We start from the raw sequence: 24413 nt of genomic DNA, 5'->3' as shown, positions 1-24413 counted from the left end.
GGAATGCAGCTTATGGCTCCCGGTTCGGCTCCCATTGAAACTCAACGACGAAAGGAATTGCCCATGTTCAAGTTTGCTGCTGTCGCCGCCCTGGCGGGCGCTCTTCTTTCCGGTGCTGCCGTCGCTCAGCCGGCCAAACCGACCGTCGTCCTCGTTCACGGCGCCTTTGCCGATTCCTCCAGCTGGAACGGCGTCGTCGAGATCCTGCGTAAGGACGGCTTCTCGGTTGTTGCTGCCGCCAATCCGCTGCGCAGCGTATCGGGCGACGCCGCCTATGTGTCCGATGTCGTCGGCAGCATTGCCGGCCCCGTCGTCTTGGTCGGCCATTCCTATGGAGGGCAGGTGATCTCGACCGCCGCGAACGGCCATGACAACGTCAAGTCCCTGGTCTATGTCGCCGCCTTCGCGCCGGAGGCCGGGGAATCGGTCGCCGATCTCGCCGGCAAGTTTCCTGGCGGCACGCTGAGCGGAGCGCTTGCGGCTCCGGTGAAACTCAGCGCAGGCGGCGTCGATCTCTCTATCGATCAGGCCAAGTTTCATGACCAGTTCGCCAGCGACGTGCCGGCCGAACAGGCGGCCCTGATGGCGGTGGCCCAGCGACCGGTCACGGAAGCGGCCCTGACCGAAAAATCCGGTGAGCCCGCCTGGAAGAAGCTGCCGTCATGGTTTGTCTATGGCACCGGCGACAAGAACATTCCGGCCGCAGCCCTTGGCTTCATGGCCGAGAGAGCAGGGTCGAAGCGGACCATCGTGGTCGAGGGCGCGTCCCACGTCGTGATGGTTTCACAGCCCCAGAAGGTGGCGGAGCTCATCGAAGAGGCCGCGAAGTAACGTCTCTCGGAAAGGCGACGGCAATGCAGTGGTTTCAAGGCGCAGCGCTGCCGCTGCGCCTTGTCACATCTCTGTCAACGACCCCTAATAAGGGAGGGTGACGCAATTCCCGAGGACCCCTCCCATGAAGACGATCGTTTCCGCTGCAGCTCTTCTCGCCGCGAGCTTCCTTTCCATTCCGGCTTCGGCCGCAAACCTCGTTCTCTACACCAGCCAGCCGAACGAAGACGCGCAGGCGACGGTCGATGGCTTCATAGCCGCAAATCCCGATATCAAGGTCGACTGGGTGCGCGACGGCACGCCGAAGATCATCGCCAAGCTGCAGGCCGAAATCCAGGCCGGCAATCCGGTCGCCGACATCCTCCTCATCGCCGACATGGTGACGCTGGAGCGCCTCAAGGAAGACGGCAAGCTGCTGGCCTATAAGTCGCCGGAAGCCGCAGGGTACGATGCCAGCCTCTATGACGCTGACGGCTACTATTATTCGACCAAGCTGATCACCACCGGCATCATGTACAACACCTCAGCCACGATCAAGCCGACGAGCTGGAAGGACCTGACCAAGCCGGAAGCCAAGGGCCTCGTCACCATGCCGAGCCCACTCACTTCGGGCGCCGCGCTCATCCACGCACAGACGCTGGCCGCCGTTCCCGGCCTCGGCTGGGACTTCTACAAGGCGCTTGCCGAAAACGGCGCGATCGCGGCCGGTGGCAACGGCGCCGTCCTGAAGTCGGTTGCTTCGGGCGAGAAGGCTTACGGCATGGTCGTCGATTACCTGCCGATCCGCGAGAAGACCAAGGGCGCGCCCGTCGAGTTCGTCTTCCCGAGCGAAGGCGTTTCGGCCGTGACCGAGCCGGTCGGCATTCTCGCCAGCACCAAGAATGCCGAGGCCGCCAAGAAGTTCGTCGATTACGTGCTCTCCGAAAAGGGCCAGGAAGGCTTCCTGAAGCTCGGCTACATCCCGGCCCGCAACGGCATGAAGCTGCCGGAAGGTTTCCCGGCGCGTGATGCCATCAAGGTCCTGCCGATCAAGGCTGCCGAAGCGCTCAAGAATACCGACCGGGATCTGAAGACCTTCTCGGGCATTTACGGCTCGAACTGATCCTTTCATGCAGGGATATGCAAGACTGGGAAACAGCCAGCCCACCTGGCTGTTTCCTTTTATCGTCAGCATCGTTCTTATCCTCAGCGTGCTGCCGCTCGCTCGTCTCGCCATGGTCGGGATAACGGCTTTCGCCAGCGGCGGTGTCGTCGACGTGCTGAGCGAGCCGTCGCTCTGGCAGGCCACCTGTTACACCCTCATCACCGCGGTTTTGGGCACGATCATCTCGCTTGCCATCGGCTGCCTCTTCGCCTTCCTGCTGACGCTGACCGATCTTCCCGGCAAGGGGCCGCTCAGCTTTTTCTTCGTGCTGCCGATGATGATCCCGCCGCAGGTGACCGCGCTCGCCTGGGTGCAGATGTCGGGACCGTCGAGCCCGCTGTTGAAGGCGCTCTCGCTTGCACCGCCGCTGGGTTCGCCGCAGCCGCTCTATTCCGTGGGCGGCATCGCCCTGCTCTATGGCGTGCAGCATGCGCCGCTGGTCTATCTCGCGCTCAGGGCAGGGCTGATGACGCTGCCGCGTGACGGCGTGGAGGCTGCACGGCTTTCCGGCGCCTCAAGTCTCAGGGTATTCCGCGATATCATCCTGCCGCTTTCTCTGCCCGGCATTATCGCCGGGGCGGCGATCTCCTTCGTTTCCTGCACCGGCAATTTCGGCATCCCCGCCATTCTCGGCATCCCCGCCTCGATCTACACGCTGCCGACGCTCATCTTCACCAAATTCTCAGCTTTCACCAGCCGCACCTTCGGAGATGTCGCCGTGCTTTCGGGCATCATTGCGATGATCTCGGTCGCAGGGCTGATGATCCAGGACCGCGCGCTCAGAGGCCGGGACTATCGTGTCATCGGCCTGTCAGGGGCAAGTGCCGCTTTCCAGCTCGGCGCCTGGCGCTTCCTTGCTACGCCGCTTCTCTGGGCCATCCTGTTCTTCATGCTGGCCGCACCCTTCTTCGCGCTCGTCGCCGGCGCGCTGGTGCCGGCCTATGGCGTGCCGCTCACCTTCAAGACCATGTCGCTGCATGCTTTTCAGGAGATCCTGTTCCGGCAGGCGGTGACGCGCACGGCCTTTATCAATTCACTGTTGCTTGCCGGCGCCACGGCGCTTGGACTCCTTGTCGTGACGGTGCCTGCGGCCTATGCGCTGACGCGACGGAGAGATACCGTTTCCCGCATCGTCGCCAGCCTGATCGAGTTACCCTATTCGCTGCCGGGCATCGTCATGGCGGTGGCCTTCATCCTGGTTTTCGCCGCACCGATCCCGGTCCTCAACGTCTCGCTCTACGGCAGGATCTGGATCATCCTGATCGCCTATTTCTCCTCCTTCTTTGCCGTCAGCCTGAAACCCCTCGTCAGCGCCTTCCACCAACTCGATCCGGCGCTGGAGGAGGCGGCGCGGCTTTCCGGCGCCGGCTTCTTCCGCAGGCTTTGCGATATCGTCGTGCCGCTGATCTCGCCCGCCGCCGGTGCATCGGTCATCCTCGTCTTCCTCATCGCCTGTAACGAGCTGACGATCTCGGCGTTGCTCTGGTCGGCCGGCACCCAGACGCTCGGGGTCGCCATCTACAATCTCGACGACAGCGGCAGTTCCGACCTTGCCTCGGCGCTCTCGCTGCTCGTCGTCCTCATGGTCGTCGTGCTGATGCTGCTCTTGGAATTCCTGGCGAAACGGCTGCCGAAAGGGGTGGTCCCATGGCGAAACTGATCCTCAATCGTGTCGCCAAGGATTTCGGCACCGGGCGCGCGGCTGTCAGCGGCTTTTCGCTCGATGTGCGCGAAGGCGGTTTCCTCGCCCTGCTCGTGCCTTCCGGCTGCGGCAAAACGACGGTGCTGCGGATGATCGCCGGTTTCGAGACGCCCTCGGACGGCTCGATCCACCTCGGTGAGCGGCTGCTGGCGGATGCCGCCCAGTCGCTGCCGCCTGAGAAGCGCAACATGGCGATGGTCTTCCAGTCCTATGCGCTCTGGCCGCATATGAACGTTGCCGACAATGTCGGTTATCCCCTCAAGGTTCGCGGCATCTCGGGCGCGGCCTACCGGGCAAAGGTCTGCGAGGCGCTTTCCACCGTCCGGCTCGCCGACTATGCCGGGCGACGGCCGGCCGATCTCTCCGGCGGCCAGCGCCAGCGCGTGGCGCTCGCCCGCTGCCTGGTGACATCGCCCGATATCGTGCTGCTCGACGAGCCGCTCGCCAATCTCGACCGGCAGCTGAAGCAGGAGATGGAGGAAACCTTCCGCGAGTTCCATCAGCGCTCGGGTGCAACGATGATCTACGTCAGCCACGACCAGAGCGAGGCGATGGCGCTCGCAACCGACGTCGCCGTCATGTCGGAAGGCCGCCTGCTGCAAGTGGCGCCGCCGGCCGAAATCTACGCCCGGCCGGAAGGGCGCATCGTCGGCGGGCTGATCGGGCGTGGGGCGATCCTGACGCTGCCTGTGATGGTCGGCGAACGCCAGCTGGAGTGGGATGAGTTGCAGAATACGCTTCAGGCGGCAAACACCGATGGCGCCGATATCCTGGTGCGGCCGGAGGATGTGATCATCGGCGGCGAAGGGGCTTCCGCGACCGTCGAATCCGTGCTTTTCGAGGGCGAGCGTTACGCCGTCAAACTCACGCTCGGCAACGGCCAGACGCTGCGCGCCTATAGTCGCGTCGCCGTCGAGACCGGCGAGACGGTGCGCATCGTCATCCGCTCCGGCTGGCGGCTGTGATCGAGATAATCGCATCCGGGGCGGCAAGAGGGGCGTTTGTTCGCAATTTTCTTCGCCCCGCCACCTTTTCCTGCAGCGATTGCCGGATAAGGTACTGCGCGCAACCGGACTCATTCCATGTCGCTTCGCCTCGCCACCTTCAACGTCGAAAACCTGCTCACCCGTTTCGATTTCACCGGCTTCCGCAACCAGCTGCGCCAGGACCGCGTCATCAAGCTTTTCGAGGTGAACAGCGAGGGCGTTTATCAGCAGCTCGAGCAGGCGCGGGTGATCGCCGCCACCGATGATACGAGGCAGATGACGGCGCTGGCGATCGCGGATGCCGACGCCGATATTCTCTGCCTGCAGGAAATCGACAACATGGCCGCACTTCAGGCGTTCGAATACGGCTATCTCTTCCGCATGGTCGGAAACGGCTATCGGCAGAAATTCCTGGTCGAGGGCAATGACAGCCGCGGCATCGATGTCGCCGTGCTGATGCGCGAGGAAACGCGCGATGGCCAGAAGATCGTTCTCAAGGACATAAGAAGCCATGCGATGGCGACCTATCGAGATTTCGATCTCTTCGACGAGGAACTGGCGCTTACCAACCGTATCGACGACAAAATCTTCAAGCGCGACTGCCTCGAACTCGACCTCCTGATCGGCGGCAGGCCTTTCTCGCTCTATGTCGTGCATTTCAAGTCAATGGGCAATCCGCGCGATGGGCTGGACGGGCGGCAATCGACACTGCCGCTCCGTCGCGCCGAGGCGCGCGCCGTGCGTCGCATCATCGAGGACCGCTTCGGCGCCGGCCATACAGCTTCGAAGAGCTTTGCCATCAGCGGCGACATGAACGACTATCAGGAGCGCGTCGACGTCGTTGGGCGGCGTGGCGCGGGTTATCATTTCGAGCATCAGGTGGAGACCGAAAGCGCGCTCGACGTCTTCAGCCATGACAGCTTTGCTGAAAATGTCGTACGCCGTCGTCAGCCCCTCGACCGCTGGACGCTCTATCATGCGCGCGGGCCGCAGGAGCAGCACCTTTGCCAGCTCGATTATATCTGGCTTTCGCCCGCACTTGCCGCCCATAATGCCGGCCGCGTGCCTGAGATCATCCGCAGCGGCCAACCCTACCGCACCATCTTTCCGCCGGGGCAGGAAGTGGAGCGTTATCCCCGTACCGGCTGGGACCGGCCGAAGGCCTCCGACCATTGCCCCGTCGTCATGACACTGGATCTCCCCTGAGAGCGAACATGAAAACGAATTTGAGCAGAAATTTTTTGAACACCGATTTTCCCGATGATTTCGCCGGCTGGCCGCCGGAGAGCACGGTCTTCCCCATCGCCGGCGTTGATCTCCGCATCCTGCCCGGCACGCATCCTTTCGTCGCCGCCGAGGAAACGGCGATCCGCGAGAACTGGGTGAGAGAGATCGCCGCCAACCCGGCGCTCTTCGACGGGCGCCTGATCTTCCAACAGCGGCTGTCGCTCGGCGAGGACGGAATTTCGGGTGAGGGTTACGTCACGCCCTTTTCCGCCTTCATGTACTGGCGCCGCCAGCCGCAGCGCCAAGGCGGGCTGCACATCTTCGCCTATCCCGTGCTCGAAAGCTCCGACGGCGCGCTGGTTGCTATCCGCATGGGTGCGCACACCGCCAATCCCGGCCAGGTCTATTTCGCCGCCGGCTCGCTGGAACCGGAGGATATCTTCGACGGGCGCTGTGACATCGAGGCCAACATGCGCCGCGAGGTCCACGAGGAAACCGGCCTCGATCTTTCCGATTCGGTGGCGGGGCAGGGACTCTTCGCCAGCCACGCCAGGCGTACGGTGACGTTGCTGAGGCTGTTCCGCTTCGACCTGACCGCCGACGAAATGGTCGAGCGGATCGAGGCCCACATGCTGGTCGCCGAAGACAAGGAGATCGCGGGTGCGGTCGCGATCCGTTCGGCTGACCGGAACGCATATCCATATAATATCGCCATGCTGCCGGTGATTGACTGGTATTTCGGGAAGAGGGGCGCATAGGGCGCGGCAATCGGAGGCCGACCTCGTCCTTCGAGGCCCCTTTCGGGGGGTACCACGCTCGTCAAGCGCTTCCGAGAAAATCGATTTTCATTAACGATCCCGTGCAAATTGCCGAGTGCCGACGTCTCGTGCCGGAGACGGGTGGTTCTTACCCGAGTTAGCGCCTTGCACTCGGTCGCATGGTCGGGCAGGTTGGCGGCGCGACGATCGATTCAAGGAGGCCGATGTGGCGCGAAGCTACAGCGTCTATGACGTGTTCACCGATCGAAAGCTTGCGGGCAACCCGCTGGCGGTGGTTTTCGACGGCGACAATCTCAGCGACGAGGCGATGCAGGCGATCACCCGAGAGATCAATCTCTCCGAGACGGTTTTCGTGCAGCCTTCGACCAATCCAGCCTACGCGGCGAAGCTCAGAATCTTCACGCCGGGCCGTGAGCTGCCCTTTGCCGGTCATCCCACTGTCGGCACGGCGGTGGCGTTGGCCGAGCGGGCTCACGGCGCAGCGGCGCTCGATCTCGTCATGGTGCTCGAGGAAAATGTCGGGCCGGTGCGTTGCGCCGTGCGGGTGAGGGAGGGTGAGGCGAGCTTTGCCGAATTTGACCTGCCACGCAAATCGCAGCAGGCCGTCATGCCGCTCGACAAGCTCGGTATTGCCGATGCGCTGTCGTTGAAGGTCACCGAAATCGGCTTCGAAAATCACGTTCCCTCGGTCTGGAGCGCGGGTGTTCCGTTTCTGCTCATTCCGGTGCACGATGTCGGCACGGCGCAGCGGGTGGAATTCGATCCGCAGCTTTGGGAAAAGATCGTGCCCTTCGCCGATGGCGCGCTTGCCTCGGCCTATGTCTATTGCCGCGGCGGCGTCAATCACGTGGCGAAGTTCCATGCGCGCATGTTCGCCAGCGGTATGGGCATCGTCGAGGATCCGGCCACCGGCGCGGCGGCGGCGGCGCTCTCCGGCGCAATCCGCCATTTTGACCGGCTGACGGACGGGCACCACCCGATCACGATCGAGCAGGGCGTCGAGATGGGCCGTCCATCCTTCATCCACCTGCATATCGATGTTGAGGGCGGGACGATTTCCAACGCGCGGATCGGCGGCCAGGCGGTGCGGCTGGCGAGCGGCACACTCGACCTTTGAGTTTATGCGAGCGCTGCGCTCCGGCAGGCGGGATGCTCTATCACCTTGAATTGGCGCATCATCCCTCTCGAAGATCGATTCCGATTTCCAGGATTATGCGTCGCATTTCGGCGCTGCGGAAAAATCTTTGAGATTAACCAAAGAATTTTCGCTGATGCGCTGGACAAGCCTGCCGATCCTGTTTATACGCCCCGTCACACCGCGCAGCCAAGCGCGAACGGGTGATTAGCTCAGTTGGTAGAGCAGCTGACTCTTAATCAGCGGGTCGTAGGTTCGAGCCCTACATCACCCACCAAATCTCTTGATAAGATTGATTGAATTGCGTCAGCGCATGGTCTCGCTTCGAGGCGGACAGCATGTTTCGGCTCGGCCGCATGACTGGCTGTGTCGACCTGCGCACCCTATCTCTCTCTGGTTAACGAGAGGGGTCCATGAGAACCGTCATATTCGTCGTGGCTTTATCCTTGCCGCTGCCTGTCTTTGCCGCCAGCGCAATGGAGGTCAGAGCGGGGGACCACAGCTGCAGCGAGCTTGCGCAGATCATCCGGCAGAACAAGAAGGTCTTTGTCCCTGTCGGCCTCGGCGGCCGCAGCTTCCGCTATCCGCCGGCGCAGTGCGGCATGGGCGACAAGCGCAGCACCACAAGCGTTCGCGATGCCAAAGGGAGGGCTTGCGTTCTGGACTATGCCTGCGTGTTCGACCCGGCGTCGCCCTATAACTTTCCCTGAATCAGAATTCGTTTTCAGTTGCGTGGGATATCATCCGAAACCGCTCTCGTTTTTTTGCCGCCATCACGCTCTCGCATCCAGGAGTTCCCATGAAAAGCGTCCTTTTGGCCTTCGCCCTGTTGTTTCCGTCCGCAGCCCTTGCCGTCGAGGCGGTAGAGGTCAATGCCAGGGATCACAGCTGCAAGGAGCTTGCGCAAATCATCCGCAAGGACAAAGCCGTTTTCGTGCGTATGGGCATCGGCGGTCGTAGCTTCCGTTATCCCCCGGCCCGATGCAATCTGGGTGACAAGTACGACACCGCAACGGTGAGGGATGGGGACGGGAAGATGTGCGTTCTCGACTATGAGTGCGTGTACGATCCGCAATCCTTCTACAACAGGATTCCCAACTAATATCGGGCTGCAGGTTACGCTTCAGGCGGGGACCGTGAAAGCGCTCGGTCTTCCCCAATAGGCCAAGAAAAAAGGCCGGGCGAAACTCGCACCGACCTTCCTCGATCTGTCTCAATGACGGCTGCCAGTACATCCGTGGTCAGCCGTCAGAGACAAATTCCATAATCTCTAAGTAAGTGCCGATTGCGCTTATTCAAGGGCCGGCCGTAGAAAAGAAGCCGGGGCCGGTGCGTCACTCTGAGGTTGGGGTCGCCCACGGACCATACCCTATTCGACGCATAGATCCTCCTTGGCGTGTCCTGCCGGATACGCCAAGGAGGCATCTAGCGCGGCTCTTACGACCGGAGCGGTTACTGCTGGGCAGGAGCGGCCGGCGGGGTGGCCGGTGCAGGTGCCGGAGCAGGCGTTGCGCTGTTGTCGGTCGGAGCGATCGGTTTTGCCGGCGCCGGCTCGGACTGGGTCGTGGAGGCTGTCGTATCCGGCGAAGTACCGGGAGATGTGCTGCTCCACTGCGAATAGGCGAATGCAGCAACAGCGATCACGGCCAATGCAGCAACCCAAACAACCCACGTATTGCTGCTGCGCGCCGGCGGCGTCGTGCGCAGGTCCAGGTTCGGGTTCAGCGGGCGGTTCGGATCGTTGGCATTATTGGGGTCGTACGTCATGGTACTTTCTCCTCTTTCGGTGAGGAAGAAATGGATGAGTGGGACTTTTGTTCCACTCTGGGGCCGAAGCATTTGTATTGGCGGGGTTTTTGGGCTGAGTGGCTTCTTGAGCGGCAGGCGAAACAATTGCGGGGGGGGGAAGCGTGAGGAGATCGCTGGCTGTCATACGCACGGCACAGCCGCCGTATAGACGGACATAACCGCAGCGTAAGTCTCGTCCTTGACAGGACGGGGTGTCTTTGCCAATGCTTTGGGTCTGGGGTTGCGATCACCCCACGAGGCGACATGCCGAAGAATCGCGTCCGGTAAAACCGATCAACGGAGGGACGCGTCATGCCGTCATTTCTGGAAATATCTCCCGACAAGCTCAGCCGCCTCATCGGCACTCCCGGGGCGCCCTGCGTCATCGACGTCCGCACGGACGAGGATTTCGCGCTTGATCCGCGCCTGGTGCCGGGCTCGATCCGGCGCGATCACGCCGAGGTTGCGTCCTGGGCCGATAGCATCGATGCCGATGCCGTCGTCGTGGTCTGCCACAGGGGAGCCAAGCTCAGCCATGGTGTCGCCGCCTATCTCAGGCATGCGGGAATTGAGGCGGAAAGCCTCGCAGGCGGCTTCGAAGCCTGGGCCGCGGCCGGACCAGCGGTGCCCGAGGCGAAGCTGCCGCGCCATGACGCGCAGGGGCGCACCGTCTGGGTGACCAGGGCGCGGCCGAAAATCGACCGCATCGCTTGTCCCTGGCTGATCCGGCGCTTCATCGATCCGAATGCCGTCTTCCTGTTCGTGCCGGCCCCTGAGGTTGTCTCGGTCGGCGAGCGCTTCGGGGCTGCGCCCTTCGATATCGAGGACGTGTTCTGGAGCCATCGCGGAGAGCTCTGCACCTTCGACGTGATGGTCGAGGAGTTCGGGTTGGCATCCGAACCGCTGTTGCGGCTGGCGCAGATCGTCAGGGCGGCGGATACAGCCAGGCTGGATCTCGCCCCCGAGGCGTCCGGTCTGCTTGCCGCCTCGCTCGGCCTCTCCAGAATGTATTCCGACGATCTGGAGCAGCTCGAGGCCGGAATGCTTCTCTACGATGCCTTCTTCCGCTGGTGCCGCGATGCGACCGAAGAGACCCACAACTGGCCCGCGCCAAAAAAGAGGGCATGAGATGGTCGATATGACGGAGAATGCGCCCGCCGTACAGGCGGGCAAGAAGGATGCGGGCGAGGCGCATCACCACGGCGTTTCGTTCGGGGAGGCCTTCCGGGTGTGGCTGCGTGTCGCTGCCTTGAGCTTCGGCGGCCCGGCCGGCCAGATCGCCGTCATGCACCGCATCATCGTCGACGAGAAGCGATGGGTCGGCGAGCACCGCTTCCTGCATGCCCTGAATTATTGCATGCTGCTTCCTGGGCCCGAGGCGCAGCAGCTCGCCGTCTATATCGGCTGGCTGATGCATCGCACATTGGGCGGTCTCGTCGCCGGCGTGCTCTTCGTGTTGCCGGGCTTCCTGTCGATCCTCGGCCTTAGCTATATCTACGCGGCCTATGGCAGCATCGGCATCGTGGCCGGCCTGTTCTTCGGGCTGAAGGCGGCCGTCCTGGCCGTCGTCGTGCAGGCCGTCATCCGTATCGGCAGCCGGGCGCTGAGAAACCGCGTCATGCTTGCCGTCGCGGCCGCGGCCTTCGTCGCCATCTTCTTCTTCCACGTGCCGTTCCCGCTGATTGTGCTGGCCGCGGGCATCATCGGCTTCTTCGGCGGCAGGCTCGGCCTCGACGCCTTCAAGGCGGGCGGCGGCCACAGGGCCGCAAGCGGCGCGGTGCTGTCGGATGCCGAATCGGCGCTGGGCGAGGGCATTCCGGCGCATGCGCGCGCCAACCTCGCCTGGTCACTGCGCATATCGGCTATACTGCTCGCGCTCTGGCTGGTGCCGGTCGCCGTCCTTTACGCGTTCTTCGGACCAGGTGACGTCTTCAGCCAGATCGGCCTCTTCTTCAGCAAGATGGCGGTCGTCACCTTCGGTGGCGCCTATGCCGCGCTCGCCTACGTCGCGCAGCAGGCCGTGCAGCATTTCGGCTGGCTGAAACCCGGCGAGATGCTGGACGGTCTCGGCATGGCCGAGACCACGCCGGGGCCGCTGATCATGGTGCTCCAGTTCGTCGGCTTCATGGCCGCCTTTCGCAATCCCGGCTCGCTCGATCCGATGCTTGCCGCCACCCTTGCCGCGATCCTGACGACCTGGGTAACCTTCGTGCCCTGTTTCCTCTGGATCTTCCTTGGTGCGCCCTTCATCGAAAAGCTGCGCGGCAATGTGGCGCTTGCCGGGGCAATGTCGGCGATCACGGCGGCGGTGGTCGGGGTCATACTCAACCTCGCCATTTGGTTCGGGCTGCACACGCTGTTTGCCGAAGTCGCGCAGGTCAGTTTCGGAAACCTGCGGCTCGATATTCCTGAGCTGCAATCTGCCGTACCGGCGGCAATCGCGCTCTCCGTCGCTGCCGCCATCGCGCTCTTCCGCTTCAAGACCTCAGTTATTGCGACGCTCTTCGGGTGTGCGATCGCAGGCATGCTCTGGACGCTGGCGATGAATTGATCAGGCCTCTGCTCCCTCGGCGGGAATGCGGGTTGCGAGCATCTTGTCGATGCGCATGCCATCCATGTCGAGCACCTCGAAGCGCCAGTCTTCGAAAAGGAAGGTTTCGCCGGCTTCCGGGATATGCTGGAGCTGATGCAGCGCGAAGCCCGCCAGCGTATGGAAATCGGCGTCGGGGCGATCCTTGAGGCCCAGTCGTTCGAAGGCGTCGAAGGCCGGCATCATGGCGTCGATCAGCAGCGAACCGTCTTCCCGTACGACGATGTCGGGCTCCTCGTCGGCGCCCGGCAGATCGCCGGCGATGGCCTCGAGCAGGTCGGTCTGGGTGACAATACCCTCGAGGCTACCATATTCGTCGACGACGATGGCGAGGCGCACGGGCGACGCCTTGAAGCTGTCGATGACGCGCACGACCTTGCTACCCTCATGCAGCACCAGGGGCTGCTTGATCACCTCCAGCGGCCTGACCTTGCCGCCGTCGAGAACCTGATCGAGAAGATCCTTCTTCAACACCATGCCGATCGGCTCGTCGATCGAGCCGCGCGCGACCAGCAACTGCTCATGGCTGCATTCTCGGATCGTCTTCAGAATCTCCGCCTCGCTGTCGTCGGCATCGAACCATTCGATGTCGAGACGCGGGGTCATGATGTCGGAGATCGGCCGGTCGCCGATGTTGAATACCCGCTCGACGAGCTGCTGCTGCACCTGGTTCAGAAGACCGGCCTCCTGGCTCTCGGCGACCAGCAACTTCAACTCCTGCGGCGAGTGGAACGAGGATTCTCCAGTTCCGGCGCGAAGGCCGACCGCCCGCAGCACGAGGTTGCCCATACCGTTCAAGGTGAAGATCGCCGGCTTGAACAATAGCAGGAAGAGGCCGAGGGGACGCACGACCGCAAGCGAGGTGGCCTCGCTGCGCTGCAGCGCCAGGCTTTTAGGCGCGAGCTCGCCGAGCACGATATGCAGCGCCGTGATGATGACGAAAGCGATGACGATGGCGACGGTATGGGCGCCGGTCGTTACCCATGGCTCAGGCAGCCACGAGAGCAACGGTTCGATCAGATGGGCGAGTGCCGGCTCGCCAACCCAGCCCAGAGCCAGCGACGAGATGGTGATGCCGAGCTGGGTGGCGGCGAGATTGGCGTCGAGATTGTCGATGGCGCGCTGGAGAGCGGAGGCATTCATGCGACCGGCCGCGACAAGCTCGGCAACACGGCTGCGCCTCATCGAAACCAGTGCGAATTCGGCGGCGACGAAGAAGCCATTGGCAGCGACGAGAAAGAACACGGCTAGTATCCCGACAAAGTCGAAGAGCCCGCCCGCGGATTCGGACATATTTTGCTTACCCCTGAATTGATGCGAGTCCGAAACTACACGCTCGCACAGAGCTGGCAAGGCGCGGCCGCCATTCTTGCGATCCCGCGGCGCTTATCGCTTCGGCGCTTCGAAGAGCTCGACAGGGTTTCCGGCCGGGTCTTCCAGCAGGATCTGCTTGCCGCCGATGCCCTGGACTATGTCGTTGCGAAAATGTGCGCCCGCCTGGCGCAGCTTGGTGACTTCAGCTTCGAGGTCGGCGACTTCGATCTGGATGCGGTTCCATCCGCCGGGCTCCGGCTTTCGTCCGTCGGGCATTGCCTGGGAGGCGCCGCCCGGTCCGGTCGTGCCGCTGACGAGCAGACGAAAACCGGCCCTTGTCAGAATGGCGAAGCTCGGGGCCGGGTGAAGCGCGACCGAAAAGCCGAGATGCCGCGTGTAGAATTCCAATGCGGCGTCGACGTCGTCAACAATATAACGCACACTGATGCCGGGCATGATTTCCTCCATCATCTCTTAAGTCGAGCGATCCCGTGCGGCGGGTCCAACGGCGCCAGGCGCTCGATCGAAGGCGCAGAGCAACGCTCCGTTATTTGAATCTGCGCCCAATTCCGCAGAAAATCGAATCCGATCTTCCGGACTATGCGTCGATTGCGTCCTGTCGGGGACAACGGCCGCTCACCGGGGATATATAATATTAAACTAAAATATTAGTTTTACCCCGCAGCCATCGGATTCCATTACCGAAGTTTAATTTAAGTTTCAGTTTCGGTTCATCTTTTCGGGCCTAGTTTGCTCCTGTGCCCAACATGAGGAACCCCACATGAAAAAGCTCTTCGCAGCCCTTCTTTCCGCTTCCTTCCTTCTCTCGCCGATCATCGCCTCCCAAGCCAGCGCGGATGATTTGCGTCGCCCGCCTGTCGTCGTCCAGAAGAAGGTGATCGTCAAGAAGACCGTCGTGCGGCCGCATTGGAAGAAGGGATATCGAGTCAATGCCCGCGAACGTCGCCATTTTCGCGACGTCAACGACTACCGCCGCTACCGCCTGGCGCCCCCGCCCCGCGGCTATCGCTGGGTCCGCGCCGACAACGATTTCCTGCTGATCGGCGTTACCAGCGGGGTGATCTCCAGTATTGTCGTCGGACGCTGATTGGCGCGGCTTCGGCCGCCTTTTCGGTCTTGAGGATGGGGTTTGGTGGCCCCCGCCTCCCAAATAGAATGAGCGAGGAGAGGGCGTGCCGTGTGGCACCCCCCCTCTGGCCTGCCGGCCATCTCTCCCACAACGGTGGAGATTGGCAAGAAGCTTGGCCTTCCTGCCTATCTACGGTTTCGTCGACCGCCACGTTAATTGTTTGGGGAAGCAGTTACGTCCAGTCGATCTCCCCACTTGTGGGGGAGATGCCCGGCAGGGCAGAGGGGGGGTGCCAAACACACCGACCTTTGTCCATGTCTCCCACATCATCCCCGCCGGCGCAACGGCACTATCTGCTCCGCGATGACCCTGAGCAATCCCCTGGCTTTTCGCAGCGTCTCATCGACAACGTCATGCGTCAACGGATGCAGCCCCTCGATCGGCGGCAATGGATCGCATTCCTCGCAGACGCAGCGATAGCGTTTGATCGCTGTCGCCTTCATGCCGCCTGCCGGCTCCAACTGGTGAAGGGGTCGGGCAGGTTGCGCCAGTGTTCGGGTGTGAACGCATCGCTTTGCACCAGACAGGCGTCGAGTTCGCTCCTGATCCAAGCCTCGTCCATCGGGTCGGCGCCGATGAAGACGATTTCCTGGCGGCGGTCGCCCCAGACAGGGTCGAGATAGGGGCCGATGGCACGGAGGAAGCCTGGCTCCTCGGGCCATTGCTCGCGTGGCACGGCCGCCCACCAGAGGCCCATCTTGCCGGTGCGCACGATCGCGCCGGCCTGGCTGACCTCGCCGACATGGTGTGGCCGCGTCGCCAGCCAGAAGAAGCCCTTGGCGCGCACCACGCCCGGCCATGTCCTGTCGAGAAAGGCCTGCAATTTTGCCGGATGGAAGGGCCGCTTCTCGCGATAGACGAAGGAGCGAATGCCATATTCTTCGGTCTCCGGCACGTGATCCCTGAAGCCGTGCAGTTCCTTGTACCAGAGCGGATGAGTCTCGGCCCTCCCGATGTCGAAACGGCCGGTGCCGAGCACCTCCTTCAGCGCAACCTTGCCGAAATCCGCCTCGATCAGTTTGGCATCCGGATTGAGGCCGACGATGATCTTGCGCGCGGCGTCGCGCTGTTCCTCGCTTGCCGTGGCGATCTTGTTCAGCACCACGACATCGGCAAATTCGATCTGCTCGACCAGCAGGTCGACGATCGTCCTGTTGTCGCCGTCGCCTGCGGTTTCGCCGCGGTCGGCGAGAAAATCGGCCGAGGCGTAATCGGCGAGCAGATTGGCGGCGTCGACCACGGTCACCATCGTGTCCAGCCTTGCGACGTCGGAAAGGCTCTGACCACTCTCGTCGCGGAATTCGAAGGTGGTGGCGACGGGCAGGGGCTCGGCGATGCCTGTGGATTCGATCAGCAGGTAATCGAAGCGGCCCTGATCGGCGAGATCGCGCACCGCCTTCAACAGGTCGTCGCGCAGCGTGCAGCAGATGCAGCCGTTGCTCATCTCGACCAACTCTTCCTCGGTGCGCGAGAGATTGGCGCCGCCATCGCGCACCAGTGCGGCGTCGATATTGACCTCGCTCATGTCGTTGACGATGACGGCGACACGCAAGCCCTCGCGATTGGCGAGCACATGGTTGAGCAGCGTCGTCTTGCCGGCGCCGAGAAAGCCGGAGAGCACCGTGACCGGAAGTCTGTTGTCCATGGGAACCTCATTGATATTAATGTTATATCATTACATAATTGATGCCGAAAAAAGGCGGAACGGGGTCATCCGCCTCTTTCCGCCTCAGCTCTTTCCAGGGCGTCGCATGACGATCATGCGCTGGAAAGGCAGCCCTTCAGGCTATCGGCAATGCCGCGCATGAGGGTGAAGTAGAGATCGGGGCCGGCCTTGAGCGTCGCCGCTTCCGGGTCGAGCACGCCTGATTTGGCGCTCGTGCCCTGGATGACGACCTTGACGAGGCGCGGCTCGAATTGCGGCTCGGCAAAGACGCAGGTTGCGCCGAGTTCTCCGACCTTGCGGTGGATTTCCGAGACGCGCTCGGCGCCGGGAATGGTTTCCGGGCTGACAGTGATCGAACCGGCGACGCGGATGCCGTAGCGGTGCTCGAAATACTGGTATGCGTCGTGGAAGACGACGAAGGGCTTGTCCTTGATGGGCGCAACGGTGTTAGCGATCTCCTTGTCCAGCGCCGTCAGCTTGTCATCAAGCGCCTCAGCATTGGCCTGATAGGTCAGCGCATTGGCGGGATCGGCGGCGACCAGCGTGGTCGTGATGACAGTGGCCATCGCCTTCGCATTCATGGGATCGAGCCAGAGATGCGTATCGAAGGCGCCATGGCCGTGCTCATGTTCTTCATGATCCTCATCATGCGCGTGGCCATCGTCATGTCCGGGCTCAGCCGCATGATCGTGACCATGGTCATCTCCGGAGGCATTTTCATGGTCCCCGTCGTCATGTGGCTCGAAGGCGCCGCCTTCGCGGAAGGGCAGCTTGGTCAGGCCTGGCGCATTGTCGAGTTCGACGACGCTGGCGTTCGAGCCCAAAGCTTCGAGCGGCTTTTCGAGAAAAGCCTCCAGGTTCGGGCCAACCCAAAAGATGACCTTGGCCTCCTGTAGCGACCGCGCGTTCGAAGGCTTCATGCTGTAGGTGTGCGGAGAAGAGGCGCCATCGACGATCAGCTCCGGCTCGCCCACGCCCTGCATAATTGCCGCAACCAGCGAATGGATCGGCTTGATCGAGGTGACGACGACGGGCGCATCGGCTGCCTGCATCGTGCCGGCAAAGAGCAAGGCGGGTATCGCAAGGGCCGGGATGGCGAGGGTAGCCGGAATTCTGAGGGCCAGGCTGTGCAGGGTGGGCCCCAAGGCGCGTTTCATCATATGCTCCGCTTGAATTGTAAGCGTTATGTTATTACATCAATTGCGTTATGCTATAACGTGTGCAATAGCAGGATGCAACAGCGCTTTCGGAAAATTTGATGCTCTCTCCCGCAAATACCAAGGGCGAACGGCTGGTTTCGCTCGAAGACGTCGGCGTTCTGCGCGGCGGCCGCTGGCTGGTGCGCGGCGTCGAATTTTCCGTTTCGCGCGGCGAGATCGTCACGCTGATCGGTCCGAACGGCTCGGGCAAATCGACGAGCGCCAAGGCGGCGATCGGCGTGCTGAAGCCCGACGAGGGAAGGGTCGAGCGCCTCTCCGGCCTCAAGGTCGGCTATGTCCCGCAGAAGCTTTCGATCGACTGGACGCTGCCGCTGACGGTGCGCCGGCTGATGACGCTGACCGGGCCGCTGCCGGATCGCGATATGCAGGCGGCGCTCGAAGCCGCCGGCATTGCCCATATGATCGGCGCCGAGGTGCAGCACCTTTCCGGCGGAGAGTTCCAGCGGGCGCTGATGGCGCGGGCGATCGCCCGCAAGCCTGACCTGCTGGTGCTTGACGAGCCGGTGCAGGGAGTGGATTTCTCCGGCGAGATCGCGCTTTACGATCTGATCAAATCGATCCGCAACGCCAGCGGCTGCGGCATCCTGCTCATCTCGCACGACCTCCATGTCGTCATGGCCGAGACCGATACGGTGATCTGCCTCAACGGCCATGTCTGCTGCCGCGGCACGCCCGAGGCCGTCAGCCGCAGCCCGGAGTATGTACGCCTGTTCGGCAGCCGGGCGGCCCAGACGCTCGCCGTCTACAGCCATCACCACGATCATACGCACCTGCCGGATGGCCGCGTGCTGCATGCGGACGGCTCCGTAACGGATCATTGCCATCCCGAAGATGGACATCACCCGCATGAGCACGCTCATGATTCCCATGAGCATGCACATGGCCAAGATCATGGGCATGCGCATGCGCACGCTCATGACGATCATCATGGGCACGATCATGCTCATGAACACGCCCATTCCCGCAGCGGGGAGGGCCGCCATGCTTGACGATTTCTTCGTGCGCGCCATCCTTGCCGGCGTCGGGCTGGCGCTGACGACCGGGCCGCTCGGCTGCTTCATCATCTGGCGGCGCATGGCCTATTTCGGCGATACGATCGCCCATTCGGCGCTGCTCGGGGTCGCATTGTCGCTGCTGTTCGAACTCAACCTGACGCTGGCGGTCTTCGCCGTCGCCGCACTCGTCTCGGTGCTGCTGCTCTTCCTGCAGAAGCGCCAGGCGCTGTCGGCCGATGCGCTGCTCGGCATCCTCTCGCATGCGACGCTCGCGATCGGCCTGGTCATGGTCGCCTTCATGAGCTGGGTCAGGATTGATCTCATCGCATTCCTGTTCGGCGATATCCTGGCCGTGTCCACCACCGATATTGCGCTGATCTGGGGCGGCGGGCTGTTCGTGCTGGCGGCGATCGCCTGGCTGTGGCGCCCGCTCTTGGCTGCCACCGTCAATGCCGAGCTTGCCGAGGCCGAGGGGCTGAGACCCGAGCGGGCGCGGCTGTTCTTCATGCTGCTGATGGCCGTCGTCATTGCCATTGCCATGAAGATCGTCGGCATCATGCTGATCACTTCGCTGCTGATCATTCCGGCGGCGGCCGCACGGCGCTTCTCGGTCACGCCGGAAATCATGGCTGTGCTCGCCTCGCTGATCGGAGCGGCCGCCGTCGTCGGCGGGCTGTTCGGCTCGCTGACCTACGACACGCCGTCCGGCCCCTCAATCGTCGTCGCGGCGCTGATCCTCTTCATTCTCAGCCTGCTTCCCGTCAGGCGCCGCGCGCTCGCGCAAGGACAAGGCTCATGACAACACCGCAACTCACAAAGAACCAGTCGCTGGTCTTCGAGGTGCTTGAGAAGGCCGAGGGGCCGCTCAGCGCCTATACCATCCTCGACAAGCTGCGCGACCATGGTTTTCGCGCGCCGCTGCAGGTCTACCGGGCGCTGGAGAAACTGCTCGAATATGGCGTCGTGCACCGGCTCGAAAGCATCAATTCCTTCGTCGCCTGCGCCCATCCGGGCGACAATTGCCACAGCCACGGCATCGTCGCCTTTGCCATCTGCGAAAGCTGCGGCCAGGTGATGGAATTCCACGACCACGAGGTCGACCACCGGCTGATGGGCTGGGTGCGCGGACAGAATTTCAAGCCCGAGAAGACCACGATCGAGATCCGCGGATTGTGCGAGGCCTGCGCGGCGTAAAGAAACCGTTCCGTTGCCAACGATAGGGCGATCAAAAAGATAGGGCCGGCAAACCGGCCCTCCACTTGTTGACCACCTTTTTCCGTCCGAGTCATCCTCGCGCTAGCTTCGAGGATCTGCCTCGCGTCGACCGTACGGAGATGCTCGCGACAAGCGCGAGCATCAGGAAAGAGGGGTTCGCCCGCTGCCGGCCAGCCGAGTGGCGCGGACAAACCGCCTCAATCGTTCCGATCAGTTTTTGCCGGAACCGCCCTTGCCGGCGCCGTCATTGCTGCTGCTGCCCGCGCCGTCGTTGCTGCCCTTGCCGGCGCCGTCATTGCCGCTGCTGCCCGCGCCGTCGTTGCTGCCCTTGCCGGCACCATTATTGCCGCTGCTGCCCGCACCGTCGTTGCCGCCCTTGCCGGCGCCGTCATGGCCGCTGCTGCCCGCGCCGTCGTTGCCGCTCTTGCCGGCATCGCCATTGCCGCCGCTGCTCGCGCCGTCGTTGCCGCTCTTGCCGGCATCGCCGTTGCCGTCGCTGCTCGCGCCGTCGTTGCCGCCCTTGCCGGCGTCGCCATTGCCGCTGTTGCCCGTGCCGTCGTTGCCGCCCTTGCCATGGCCGTGATCTTCCTCGCCCTTGCCGCCCTTGCCGCCCTTGTCGCCCTTGCCGCCCTTGTCGCCCTTGCCGCCCTTGTCGCCCTTGTCGCCCTTGTCGCCCTTGTCGCCCTTGCCGCCCTTGTCGCCCCTGTCGCCCTTGCCGCCCTTGTCGCCCTTGCCGCCCTTGTCGCCCCTGTCGCCCTTGTCGCCCTTGCCGCCCTTGCCGCCCTTGTCACCCTTGTCACCCTTGCCGCCGGTGCCGCCCTGGTCACCGCTGCCGCCCTGGTCACCACTGCCGCCCTGATCGCCGCTACCCTGGTCACCGCTGCCGCCTTGATCGCCGCTGCCGCCCTGGTCACCGCTGCCGCCCTGGTTACCGCTGCCGCCCTGGTCACCGCTGCCGCCCTGGTCACCGCTGCCGCCCTGATCGCCGCTACCGCCCTGATCGCCGCTGCCGCCTTGATCGCCGCTGCCGCCTTGACCGCCGCTGTCGCCCTGGTCACCGCTGCCGCCATTTTGGCCGACGTCTTTGCTGTCCCCGTCATCGCCACCGTTGCCATTGCTGGCGTGCGAGCTGGCGCTGGATGTCTTCTTGCCACCCGCGTCATGGCTGCTGCGATCCTTATCGTTCGGACCGAATTTGCTGTCGGTCTGTATTGCCCGCGTGGGCATGCACAGCCTGTATTCGAGGGTGCCGCGGACTGCGGCCTTGCAATTAACGACTGTGGGGGCTGCCGTTGCCAAGCTGCTGCTTGCCAGAAGGGACGCCACAGCGAGGCTGAATTTTACTGCTCTGCTGATCATTTCACTCGTCTCCCAAGGTTAATTAACCGTTAATGGGGAGATCATTTATACTAACAAGGGATTAACATGAAGAATAAACAATGGTTAATCTGTTTCAATCACCAAATACAGTTAAATTTGCAAGTATAAAATTTTAATAAATTTTTATACTGGCTGTGTTATTCTCCCGTGACGAACAAAGGGAATCGGCCATGAAGCGTCTCCTTTCTCTTGCGGTATTTTTGGTGATCGTTCCGCATTTTCAGGCATTTGCGGGATCGTCGCTGCCCGTGACGCGAAGCATCGGCGCACCGGTGGGATTCGCTGCGGCCTGCGCCAAGTACAAGTGGCTGTGCGGCAGGACGGTGGCGCAAGAGCTGAACGATCAGGCGGGAATAGCGCTTCTTCAAAAGATCAATCGTGCCGTAAACGGACGTATCGTTTCGGCGGAAGATCGCTCGTCATCCGGAAATGGGGATGTCTGGTCACTACCGGTTGCCGGCCGTGGCGACTGCGAGGACTATGCGCTGCAGAAGATGAAGGACTTGATCGAGGCGGGTTTTCCATCGAACAGGCTGGCGCTTTCCGTGGTGATCGGACCGCATGATCAGAACCACGTCGTTCTGATTGCCCGCACGGCCGGCGGCGATTATGTGCTCGACAATCTGACCAGCGCCGTGAAGCCCTGGCGCACGACGGGTTACACGTTTCTGGCCACCCAGGATTTCCAGTCGCGCACCGGCTGGCGCGTGACGCTTGCCGGTCCCCGCGCCGGCGAGTTCTCCTGAGCTGAAAACCGCAAGGCGGCGCGCCCGCTGCCGCTGCCGAATGCTTCAGCCGCGCAAGGAATCGTCTGTGACCAAAACCGAACTTGCCAATCTCTACCGAGGCTACATCGCCTGCCTGAACCGGCAGGACTGGCCCGATCTCGGCCAGTTCGTCGATGAGGATGCGGTGCATAATGGCCGGCGGCTTGGGCTTGCGGGCTACGTCGCCATGCTGGTGCGGGATTTCGATCTGATTCCCGATCTTTCTTTCAATGTGCGGATGCTTCTTATCGATCCGCCTTACGTTGCCTGCCGGCTTGGCTTCGACTGTTCGCCGAAAGGAAAGTTTCTCGGGTTCGATGTGAACGGCAGGCGCCTGTCCTTCACCGAAAACGTGATCTACGAATTTCGCGGCGGAAAAATCATCGAGGTTTGGTCGGTCATCGACAAGGCGGCGATCGAGGCTCAGCTTGTGGACGGGCTGTGACACGGCGGAGCGGGACTTTGTCAGAGGATGGCGACGCGCTCGCCGAAAGGCGTATCCTCGTCGAAATTGCGGGTGCCGATCCGCTCGCTTTCACCGGACAGGAGCGGCCGTTCCGCTGCTTCCCCGGCCTCTTCTCCTTCGCCTGATCGCGCATGCCCATGCCGCTTTCCATGCTCCTCTTCGTCGACGAGCAGATCCGCATGCGGAATGAGAGTGCCCGCACCATTCGTCTCCGCAGCTCCGTTCGATGGGTGCTGATCGGCCGTAATCTGCGACTGGCGGGCGGCAACCCAGGCATTGTCTGGTTCCGAGCCGATCGAGGTGCTGATGCCGATCTTAGTGGGCTCGGACGCAGCTGTGGAGGAGATGCTGTTGACGGCTTCGACCATGGGGCACTCCTGCTGGTGTGAACCGGCGGACCAGTTGAGCTGTCATCCGACGGCTGATTGCCGATCCAGGATTTCAAATATTGGGCCTCAGCGGGAAAACGCAAGGCGGCATGGCTGCCCTCTGGAAAAGGCGGAATCAGGTGCAAAGGCGGGATATTCGACAATGGATTGCATGACCGGCAAGCTGCCTGGCGCATGCAAGATGTAAGAATCAGAAACACTTTGTGACTAAGCTACTACAAAAGCTGCACTTTTCGACTTGCGAGGCAAGTAGAGATGACGGATATTGCGCTCATGTTGAGGACGCTCTCATGATCCGAATGATAGAAGACCCTGCCGAACTGGCTGGCGAAGACATCACTGGCAAATATATTCTCCGGAAGCTGAACTATCATTGGTTCGCTTACGGCAAGGCGGCCATCGTAACCGCCTGTAAAGGCACGATCCTCCATCTCGATCGGGAGGAAACAGTCTATTCCGAGCGCTGGGGCCGTCGCGCCTATACAGGGACCGGTAAGCGTTATCCCGGCGGCATCTGTCCCATTTCGGCGGTCGCCTGTGTTTGCGATACCCCCGATGACGTCAATGCCGTCATTCAGCTGGATGTCGAAGCGCAGGACGAGTTCTATCAGCTGATCGCCAAGACCGAAGCCAGGGTTCGAGCGCTTGCCGCTTCGTCGGGAGAGAACCAGTTTCTGGAAGCGGCCGAATAGGCGTTTTTCAATAATATCCAACACTGCCGCAACGGCAGTCCGGCCACGCAACTGCGGAAACAATGACGTCTGTTATCGGGGCGATTTCATTTGCCGCCTTGCCACGGGTTGTTGCGCGCGTTTCACCTCCCAAATCAGGCGTGGGACTGTCGAATTTTTGCCGCTGCTGCTGACAGCAGAAGGCGCTTACTTGCCCGGTGGAGCGGAAAACGGTCATGACGCAGGAACACCGCCAGCTGCGTCGCTCGTTTGCGGCGGCGCCGTCGCTCGGATCGCTCGCGATAACCATCGCGGTGATGGTTGCCGCACTGTTCTGGCCCGCCGGCACGTTCGCCTGGCCGCGCGGCTGGATCTTTCTCAGCCTCTTCCTGGCGCTGACAGCAATCGGGCTCGTCTGGATCTCGCGGACGAATCCGGAGTTGTTCGCGGCGCGCAGCCGATATCAGAAGGGAACCAAGCGCTGGGATGCCGTGGTCGCGACGCTGACGATCATTCTCTTTGCTGCCATTCTTCCGGTCGGCGCGTTCGACGACGGCCGTTTCCGCTGGGCGCCGCAACCCTGGTGGGTCGTTGTCCTCGGTTATCTCGTGATGGGCGCGGGCTATCTCGGCCTCACCTGGGCACAATCGGTCAACCGGCATTTCGAGCCGACGGTGCGCATCCAGACCGACCGCGACCACAAGGTGATCGACAGTGGGCCCTATGCCGTGATCCGCCACCCCGGCTATGCAACCGCCATTTTGCTCGCCGCCGGGACAGCGCTGTCACTCGGGTCGCTCTATGCGTTGATCCCCGTGGGGCTGCTCGTCGTCGTGCTCTTTGGCCGGACGCTCGGAGAGGAGGCGGAGTTGCGCAAAGGGCTTGAAGGATATGTGGAGTATATGGAACGGGTGCGTTGGCGGTGGATTCCGGGTGTTTGGTGAGCGGTTTCAAGCGCCTGTGACCGGTCCTCGTCCTTCGAGGCTCCGGCCCTTTGG

27 protein-coding genes and 1 tRNA gene are annotated in these 24413 nt (G+C 62.4%); 20 read left to right on the top strand and 8 right to left on the bottom strand.

The features are described from left to right. Window positions 1–63 precede the first annotated feature (63 nt). From B5E41_RS04810 to B5E41_RS04765, 10 genes are all read left to right on the top strand, one after another. Window positions 64–831, top strand: coding sequence for an alpha/beta fold hydrolase (locus B5E41_RS04810; RefSeq protein ID WP_088391500.1), 768 nt, complete (start codon window positions 64–66; stop codon window positions 829–831). Between the two features lie 124 nt (window positions 832–955). Then, window positions 956–1933, top strand: coding sequence for an ABC transporter substrate-binding protein (locus B5E41_RS04805; RefSeq protein ID WP_088391498.1), 978 nt, complete (start codon window positions 956–958; stop codon window positions 1931–1933). Window positions 1934–1940: 7 nt separating this feature from the next. Next, the gene (locus B5E41_RS04800) at window positions 1941–3635 is read left to right on the top strand and encodes an ABC transporter permease (protein ID WP_088391496.1); all 1695 of its coding nucleotides are present in this window, start codon (window positions 1941–1943) and stop codon (window positions 3633–3635) included. Next, window positions 3623–4642, top strand: a complete 1020-nt coding sequence (locus B5E41_RS04795; RefSeq protein ID WP_088391494.1) for an ABC transporter ATP-binding protein — start codon at window positions 3623–3625, stop codon at window positions 4640–4642. Before B5E41_RS04800 ends, B5E41_RS04795 begins: the two co-directional genes overlap by 13 nt. A gap of 117 nt (window positions 4643–4759) precedes the next feature. Next, window positions 4760–5869 carry an endonuclease/exonuclease/phosphatase family protein gene (locus tag B5E41_RS04790; protein WP_088391492.1) on the top strand — a complete coding sequence of 370 codons (1110 nt, stop codon included), beginning with the start codon at window positions 4760–4762 and terminating at the stop codon, window positions 5867–5869. Between the two features lie 8 nt (window positions 5870–5877). Beyond that, complete coding sequence (locus B5E41_RS04785; RefSeq protein ID WP_088391490.1) at window positions 5878–6648, top strand: NUDIX hydrolase; 771 nt, start codon at window positions 5878–5880, stop codon at window positions 6646–6648. A gap of 226 nt (window positions 6649–6874) precedes the next feature. Further along, window positions 6875–7786: a PhzF family phenazine biosynthesis protein gene (locus tag B5E41_RS04780; RefSeq protein ID WP_088391488.1), complete on the top strand. Its 912-nt coding sequence runs from the start codon at window positions 6875–6877 to the stop codon at window positions 7784–7786. 219 nt (window positions 7787–8005) lie between these two features. After that, window positions 8006–8081: transfer RNA gene (locus B5E41_RS04775), tRNA-Lys, on the top strand. A gap of 136 nt (window positions 8082–8217) precedes the next feature. Then, the gene (locus B5E41_RS04770; protein WP_088391486.1) at window positions 8218–8514 is read left to right on the top strand and encodes a hypothetical protein; all 297 of its coding nucleotides are present in this window, start codon (window positions 8218–8220) and stop codon (window positions 8512–8514) included. 89 nt (window positions 8515–8603) lie between these two features. Beyond that, window positions 8604–8906: a hypothetical protein gene (locus B5E41_RS04765; RefSeq protein WP_085859882.1), complete on the top strand. Its 303-nt coding sequence runs from the start codon at window positions 8604–8606 to the stop codon at window positions 8904–8906. Window positions 8907–9256: 350 nt separating this feature from the next. Here B5E41_RS04765 and B5E41_RS04760 read toward each other — a convergent pair whose 3' ends face one another. After that, complete coding sequence (locus B5E41_RS04760; protein WP_085778663.1) at window positions 9257–9571, bottom strand: hypothetical protein; 315 nt, start codon at window positions 9569–9571, stop codon at window positions 9257–9259. Window positions 9572–9904: 333 nt separating this feature from the next. Between B5E41_RS04760 and B5E41_RS04755 the strand changes: the two genes are divergently transcribed. Together B5E41_RS04755 and chrA are read left to right on the top strand one after the other, a co-directional pair. Then, window positions 9905–10720 (top strand): chromate resistance protein ChrB domain-containing protein, encoded by an 816-nt coding sequence (locus B5E41_RS04755; protein ID WP_088391484.1) that lies wholly within the window; start codon window positions 9905–9907, stop codon window positions 10718–10720. Window position 10721: 1 nt separating this feature from the next. Further along, entirely contained in the window at window positions 10722–12143 is a 1422-nt protein-coding gene (chrA, locus tag B5E41_RS04750) for a chromate efflux transporter (RefSeq protein ID WP_088391482.1), read from the top strand. On the opposite strand, the gene B5E41_RS04745 is transcribed toward chrA, so the two are convergent. Both B5E41_RS04745 and B5E41_RS04740 read right to left on the bottom strand, forming a co-directional pair. Beyond that, window positions 12144–13475, bottom strand: a complete 1332-nt coding sequence (locus B5E41_RS04745; protein ID WP_088391480.1) for a hemolysin family protein — start codon at window positions 13473–13475, stop codon at window positions 12144–12146. 93 nt (window positions 13476–13568) lie between these two features. Beyond that, window positions 13569–13952: a VOC family protein gene (locus B5E41_RS04740; protein WP_088391478.1), complete on the bottom strand. Its 384-nt coding sequence runs from the start codon at window positions 13950–13952 to the stop codon at window positions 13569–13571. A gap of 325 nt (window positions 13953–14277) precedes the next feature. Between B5E41_RS04740 and B5E41_RS04735 the strand changes: the two genes are divergently transcribed. After that, on the top strand, window positions 14278–14604 hold the full coding sequence (locus tag B5E41_RS04735) for an RcnB family protein (protein WP_088391476.1): 327 nt from the start codon (window positions 14278–14280) through the stop codon (window positions 14602–14604). A gap of 308 nt (window positions 14605–14912) precedes the next feature. Here the strand turns inward: B5E41_RS04735 and B5E41_RS31600 are convergent, their stop codons facing one another. From B5E41_RS31600 to znuA, 3 genes are all read right to left on the bottom strand, one after another. After that, entirely contained in the window at window positions 14913–15089 is a 177-nt protein-coding gene (locus B5E41_RS31600) for a hypothetical protein (protein ID WP_176439338.1), read from the bottom strand. Continuing rightward, the gene (gene zigA / locus B5E41_RS04725; RefSeq protein ID WP_088391474.1) at window positions 15086–16291 is read right to left on the bottom strand and encodes a zinc metallochaperone GTPase ZigA; all 1206 of its coding nucleotides are present in this window, start codon (window positions 16289–16291) and stop codon (window positions 15086–15088) included. The genes B5E41_RS31600 and zigA overlap by 4 nt, the downstream gene beginning before the upstream one ends. 113 nt (window positions 16292–16404) lie before the next feature. After that, window positions 16405–17469 carry a zinc ABC transporter substrate-binding protein ZnuA gene (znuA, locus tag B5E41_RS04720; protein WP_088391472.1) on the bottom strand — a complete coding sequence of 355 codons (1065 nt, stop codon included), beginning with the start codon at window positions 17467–17469 and terminating at the stop codon, window positions 16405–16407. A gap of 101 nt (window positions 17470–17570) precedes the next feature. Here znuA and B5E41_RS04715 point away from each other — a divergent pair, with 101 nt between their 5' ends. Genes B5E41_RS04715 through B5E41_RS04705 form a run of 3 tightly spaced genes read left to right on the top strand, consistent with a single transcriptional unit; the run spans window position 17571 to window position 19721 of the window. Further along, on the top strand, window positions 17571–18521 hold the full coding sequence (locus B5E41_RS04715; RefSeq protein ID WP_020921702.1) for an ATP-binding cassette domain-containing protein: 951 nt from the start codon (window positions 17571–17573) through the stop codon (window positions 18519–18521). Further along, window positions 18514–19326 carry a zinc ABC transporter permease subunit ZnuB gene (znuB, locus tag B5E41_RS04710; protein ID WP_020921701.1) on the top strand — a complete coding sequence of 271 codons (813 nt, stop codon included), beginning with the start codon at window positions 18514–18516 and terminating at the stop codon, window positions 19324–19326. The genes B5E41_RS04715 and znuB overlap by 8 nt, the downstream gene beginning before the upstream one ends. Next, on the top strand, window positions 19323–19721 hold the full coding sequence (locus tag B5E41_RS04705; RefSeq protein WP_011425958.1) for a Fur family transcriptional regulator: 399 nt from the start codon (window positions 19323–19325) through the stop codon (window positions 19719–19721). The genes znuB and B5E41_RS04705 overlap by 4 nt, the downstream gene beginning before the upstream one ends. A gap of 231 nt (window positions 19722–19952) precedes the next feature. Here B5E41_RS04705 and B5E41_RS32090 read toward each other — a convergent pair whose 3' ends face one another. Beyond that, window positions 19953–21101, bottom strand: coding sequence for a hypothetical protein (locus B5E41_RS32090; protein WP_141098742.1), 1149 nt, complete (start codon window positions 21099–21101; stop codon window positions 19953–19955). A gap of 191 nt (window positions 21102–21292) precedes the next feature. Here B5E41_RS32090 and B5E41_RS04695 point away from each other — a divergent pair, with 191 nt between their 5' ends. Both B5E41_RS04695 and B5E41_RS04690 read left to right on the top strand, forming a co-directional pair. Beyond that, on the top strand, window positions 21293–21868 hold the full coding sequence (locus tag B5E41_RS04695; protein WP_088391470.1) for a transglutaminase-like cysteine peptidase: 576 nt from the start codon (window positions 21293–21295) through the stop codon (window positions 21866–21868). Between the two features lie 67 nt (window positions 21869–21935). After that, a complete protein-coding gene (locus B5E41_RS04690) occupies window positions 21936–22334 on the top strand; it encodes an ester cyclase (protein ID WP_088391983.1) in 399 nt (132 codons plus the stop codon). Window positions 22335–22354: 20 nt separating this feature from the next. Here B5E41_RS04690 and B5E41_RS04685 read toward each other — a convergent pair whose 3' ends face one another. After that, window positions 22355–22723, bottom strand: coding sequence for a hypothetical protein (locus B5E41_RS04685; protein WP_088391468.1), 369 nt, complete (start codon window positions 22721–22723; stop codon window positions 22355–22357). Window positions 22724–23034: 311 nt separating this feature from the next. Here B5E41_RS04685 and B5E41_RS04680 point away from each other — a divergent pair, with 311 nt between their 5' ends. Together B5E41_RS04680 and B5E41_RS04675 are read left to right on the top strand one after the other, a co-directional pair. Then, window positions 23035–23436 carry a hypothetical protein gene (locus B5E41_RS04680; RefSeq protein WP_064810724.1) on the top strand — a complete coding sequence of 134 codons (402 nt, stop codon included), beginning with the start codon at window positions 23035–23037 and terminating at the stop codon, window positions 23434–23436. Window positions 23437–23651: 215 nt separating this feature from the next. Continuing rightward, the gene (locus B5E41_RS04675; protein WP_088391466.1) at window positions 23652–24359 is read left to right on the top strand and encodes a methyltransferase family protein; all 708 of its coding nucleotides are present in this window, start codon (window positions 23652–23654) and stop codon (window positions 24357–24359) included. The last annotated feature ends 54 nt before the right edge of the window (window positions 24360–24413 follow it).

Source organism: Rhizobium esperanzae, assembly GCF_002204185.1.
In the GTDB taxonomy this organism is placed as follows: Bacteria; Pseudomonadota; Alphaproteobacteria; order Rhizobiales; family Rhizobiaceae; genus Rhizobium; species Rhizobium esperanzae.
Note: the sequence above shows the minus strand (reverse complement) of the source record. Positions and strands in the feature narration are given on the sequence as shown.

What these genes read in the sequence shown, in the direction of transcription:
- B5E41_RS04810 (WP_088391500.1), top strand. Translation starts at nt 64, where the DNA reads ATGTTCAAGTTTGCTGCTGTCGCCGCCCTGGCGGGCGCTCTTCTTTCC.
- B5E41_RS04805 (WP_088391498.1), top strand. Translation starts at nt 956, where the DNA reads ATGAAGACGATCGTTTCCGCTGCAGCTCTTCTCGCCGCGAGCTTCCTT.
- B5E41_RS04800 (WP_088391496.1), top strand. Translation starts at nt 1,941, where the DNA reads ATGCAGGGATATGCAAGACTGGGAAACAGCCAGCCCACCTGGCTGTTT.
- B5E41_RS04795 (WP_088391494.1), top strand. Translation starts at nt 3,623, where the DNA reads ATGGCGAAACTGATCCTCAATCGTGTCGCCAAGGATTTCGGCACCGGG.
- B5E41_RS04790 (WP_088391492.1), top strand. Translation starts at nt 4,760, where the DNA reads ATGTCGCTTCGCCTCGCCACCTTCAACGTCGAAAACCTGCTCACCCGT.
- B5E41_RS04785 (WP_088391490.1), top strand. Translation starts at nt 5,878, where the DNA reads ATGAAAACGAATTTGAGCAGAAATTTTTTGAACACCGATTTTCCCGAT.
- B5E41_RS04770 (WP_088391486.1), top strand. Translation starts at nt 8,218, where the DNA reads ATGAGAACCGTCATATTCGTCGTGGCTTTATCCTTGCCGCTGCCTGTC.
- B5E41_RS04765 (WP_085859882.1), top strand. Translation starts at nt 8,604, where the DNA reads ATGAAAAGCGTCCTTTTGGCCTTCGCCCTGTTGTTTCCGTCCGCAGCC.
- B5E41_RS04760 (WP_085778663.1), bottom strand. Translation starts at nt 9,571, where the DNA reads ATGACGTACGACCCCAATAATGCCAACGATCCGAACCGCCCGCTGAAC.
- B5E41_RS04755 (WP_088391484.1), top strand. Translation starts at nt 9,905, where the DNA reads ATGCCGTCATTTCTGGAAATATCTCCCGACAAGCTCAGCCGCCTCATC.
- chrA (WP_088391482.1), top strand. Translation starts at nt 10,722, where the DNA reads ATGGTCGATATGACGGAGAATGCGCCCGCCGTACAGGCGGGCAAGAAG.
- B5E41_RS04745 (WP_088391480.1), bottom strand. Translation starts at nt 13,475, where the DNA reads ATGTCCGAATCCGCGGGCGGGCTCTTCGACTTTGTCGGGATACTAGCC.
- B5E41_RS04740 (WP_088391478.1), bottom strand. Translation starts at nt 13,952, where the DNA reads ATGCCCGGCATCAGTGTGCGTTATATTGTTGACGACGTCGACGCCGCA.
- B5E41_RS04735 (WP_088391476.1), top strand. Translation starts at nt 14,278, where the DNA reads ATGAAAAAGCTCTTCGCAGCCCTTCTTTCCGCTTCCTTCCTTCTCTCG.
- B5E41_RS31600 (WP_176439338.1), bottom strand. Translation starts at nt 15,089, where the DNA reads ATGAAGGCGACAGCGATCAAACGCTATCGCTGCGTCTGCGAGGAATGC.
- zigA (WP_088391474.1), bottom strand. Translation starts at nt 16,291, where the DNA reads ATGGACAACAGACTTCCGGTCACGGTGCTCTCCGGCTTTCTCGGCGCC.
- znuA (WP_088391472.1), bottom strand. Translation starts at nt 17,469, where the DNA reads ATGAAACGCGCCTTGGGGCCCACCCTGCACAGCCTGGCCCTCAGAATT.
- B5E41_RS04715 (WP_020921702.1), top strand. Translation starts at nt 17,571, where the DNA reads ATGCTCTCTCCCGCAAATACCAAGGGCGAACGGCTGGTTTCGCTCGAA.
- znuB (WP_020921701.1), top strand. Translation starts at nt 18,514, where the DNA reads ATGCTTGACGATTTCTTCGTGCGCGCCATCCTTGCCGGCGTCGGGCTG.
- B5E41_RS04705 (WP_011425958.1), top strand. Translation starts at nt 19,323, where the DNA reads ATGACAACACCGCAACTCACAAAGAACCAGTCGCTGGTCTTCGAGGTG.
- B5E41_RS32090 (WP_141098742.1), bottom strand. Translation starts at nt 21,101, where the DNA reads ATGATCAGCAGAGCAGTAAAATTCAGCCTCGCTGTGGCGTCCCTTCTG.
- B5E41_RS04695 (WP_088391470.1), top strand. Translation starts at nt 21,293, where the DNA reads ATGAAGCGTCTCCTTTCTCTTGCGGTATTTTTGGTGATCGTTCCGCAT.
- B5E41_RS04685 (WP_088391468.1), bottom strand. Translation starts at nt 22,723, where the DNA reads ATGGTCGAAGCCGTCAACAGCATCTCCTCCACAGCTGCGTCCGAGCCC.
- B5E41_RS04680 (WP_064810724.1), top strand. Translation starts at nt 23,035, where the DNA reads ATGATCCGAATGATAGAAGACCCTGCCGAACTGGCTGGCGAAGACATC.
- B5E41_RS04675 (WP_088391466.1), top strand. Translation starts at nt 23,652, where the DNA reads ATGACGCAGGAACACCGCCAGCTGCGTCGCTCGTTTGCGGCGGCGCCG.